We start from the raw sequence: 660 nt of genomic DNA, 5'->3' as shown, positions 1-660 counted from the left end.
TCGCACCCGAGATACCCGCCGCGACGTACAGCTGCGGCGAGACGGTCTTACCCGTCTGACCCACCTGCGAGGTGTGCGGATACCAGCCCGCGTCCACCGCCGCCCGCGACGCACCCACCGCCGCACCCAACGAGTCCGCCAGCTCCTCGATCACACGGAAGTTCTCCGCACCGTTCACACCCCGACCACCGGAGACCACGATCGCCGCCTCGGTCAGCTCCGGACGACCGCTGGACGCCCGCGCCTCCCGCGAGACCACCCGCGTCCCCCGCGCCAACTCACCGAACTCCACCGCCAACTCCTCCACCGCACCCGCCGCAGGAGCCGCCTCCGGGGCCGCCGAGTTCGGCTTCACCGTGATCACCGGCACCCCACGCGTCACCCGCGACCGCGTCGTGAACCCCGCCGCGAACACCGACTGCGACACCACCGGACCCTCATCCCCGGCCTCGACGTCCACCGCGTCCGTGACCAGACCCGAACCGATCCGCACCGCCACCCGCGCCGCGACCTCCTTCCCCTCCGCGGAGGAAGACACCAACACCGCCGCCGGCGAAACCGCCGCCACCGCCGCCTGCACCGCGTCCACCTTCGGCACCACCGAGAACTCACCGAACTCCGGCGCATCCACGGCCAGCACCCTCACCGCACCATGCTCAC

1 protein-coding gene is annotated in these 660 nt (G+C 72.1%); it reads right to left on the bottom strand.

What is annotated here, in order from left to right:
• A partial coding sequence (locus GL263_RS29310; protein ID WP_182858443.1) for an electron transfer flavoprotein subunit alpha/FixB family protein occupies positions 1 to 660 on the bottom strand: 660 nt, incomplete at both ends.

It is taken from the genome of Streptomyces durbertensis (assembly GCF_014156695.1).
Lineage (GTDB): Bacteria > Actinomycetota > Actinomycetes > Streptomycetales > Streptomycetaceae > Streptomyces > Streptomyces durbertensis.
The sequence above is the reverse complement of the archived record's forward strand: the minus strand, read 5'-3'. Positions and strand labels throughout refer to the sequence as shown.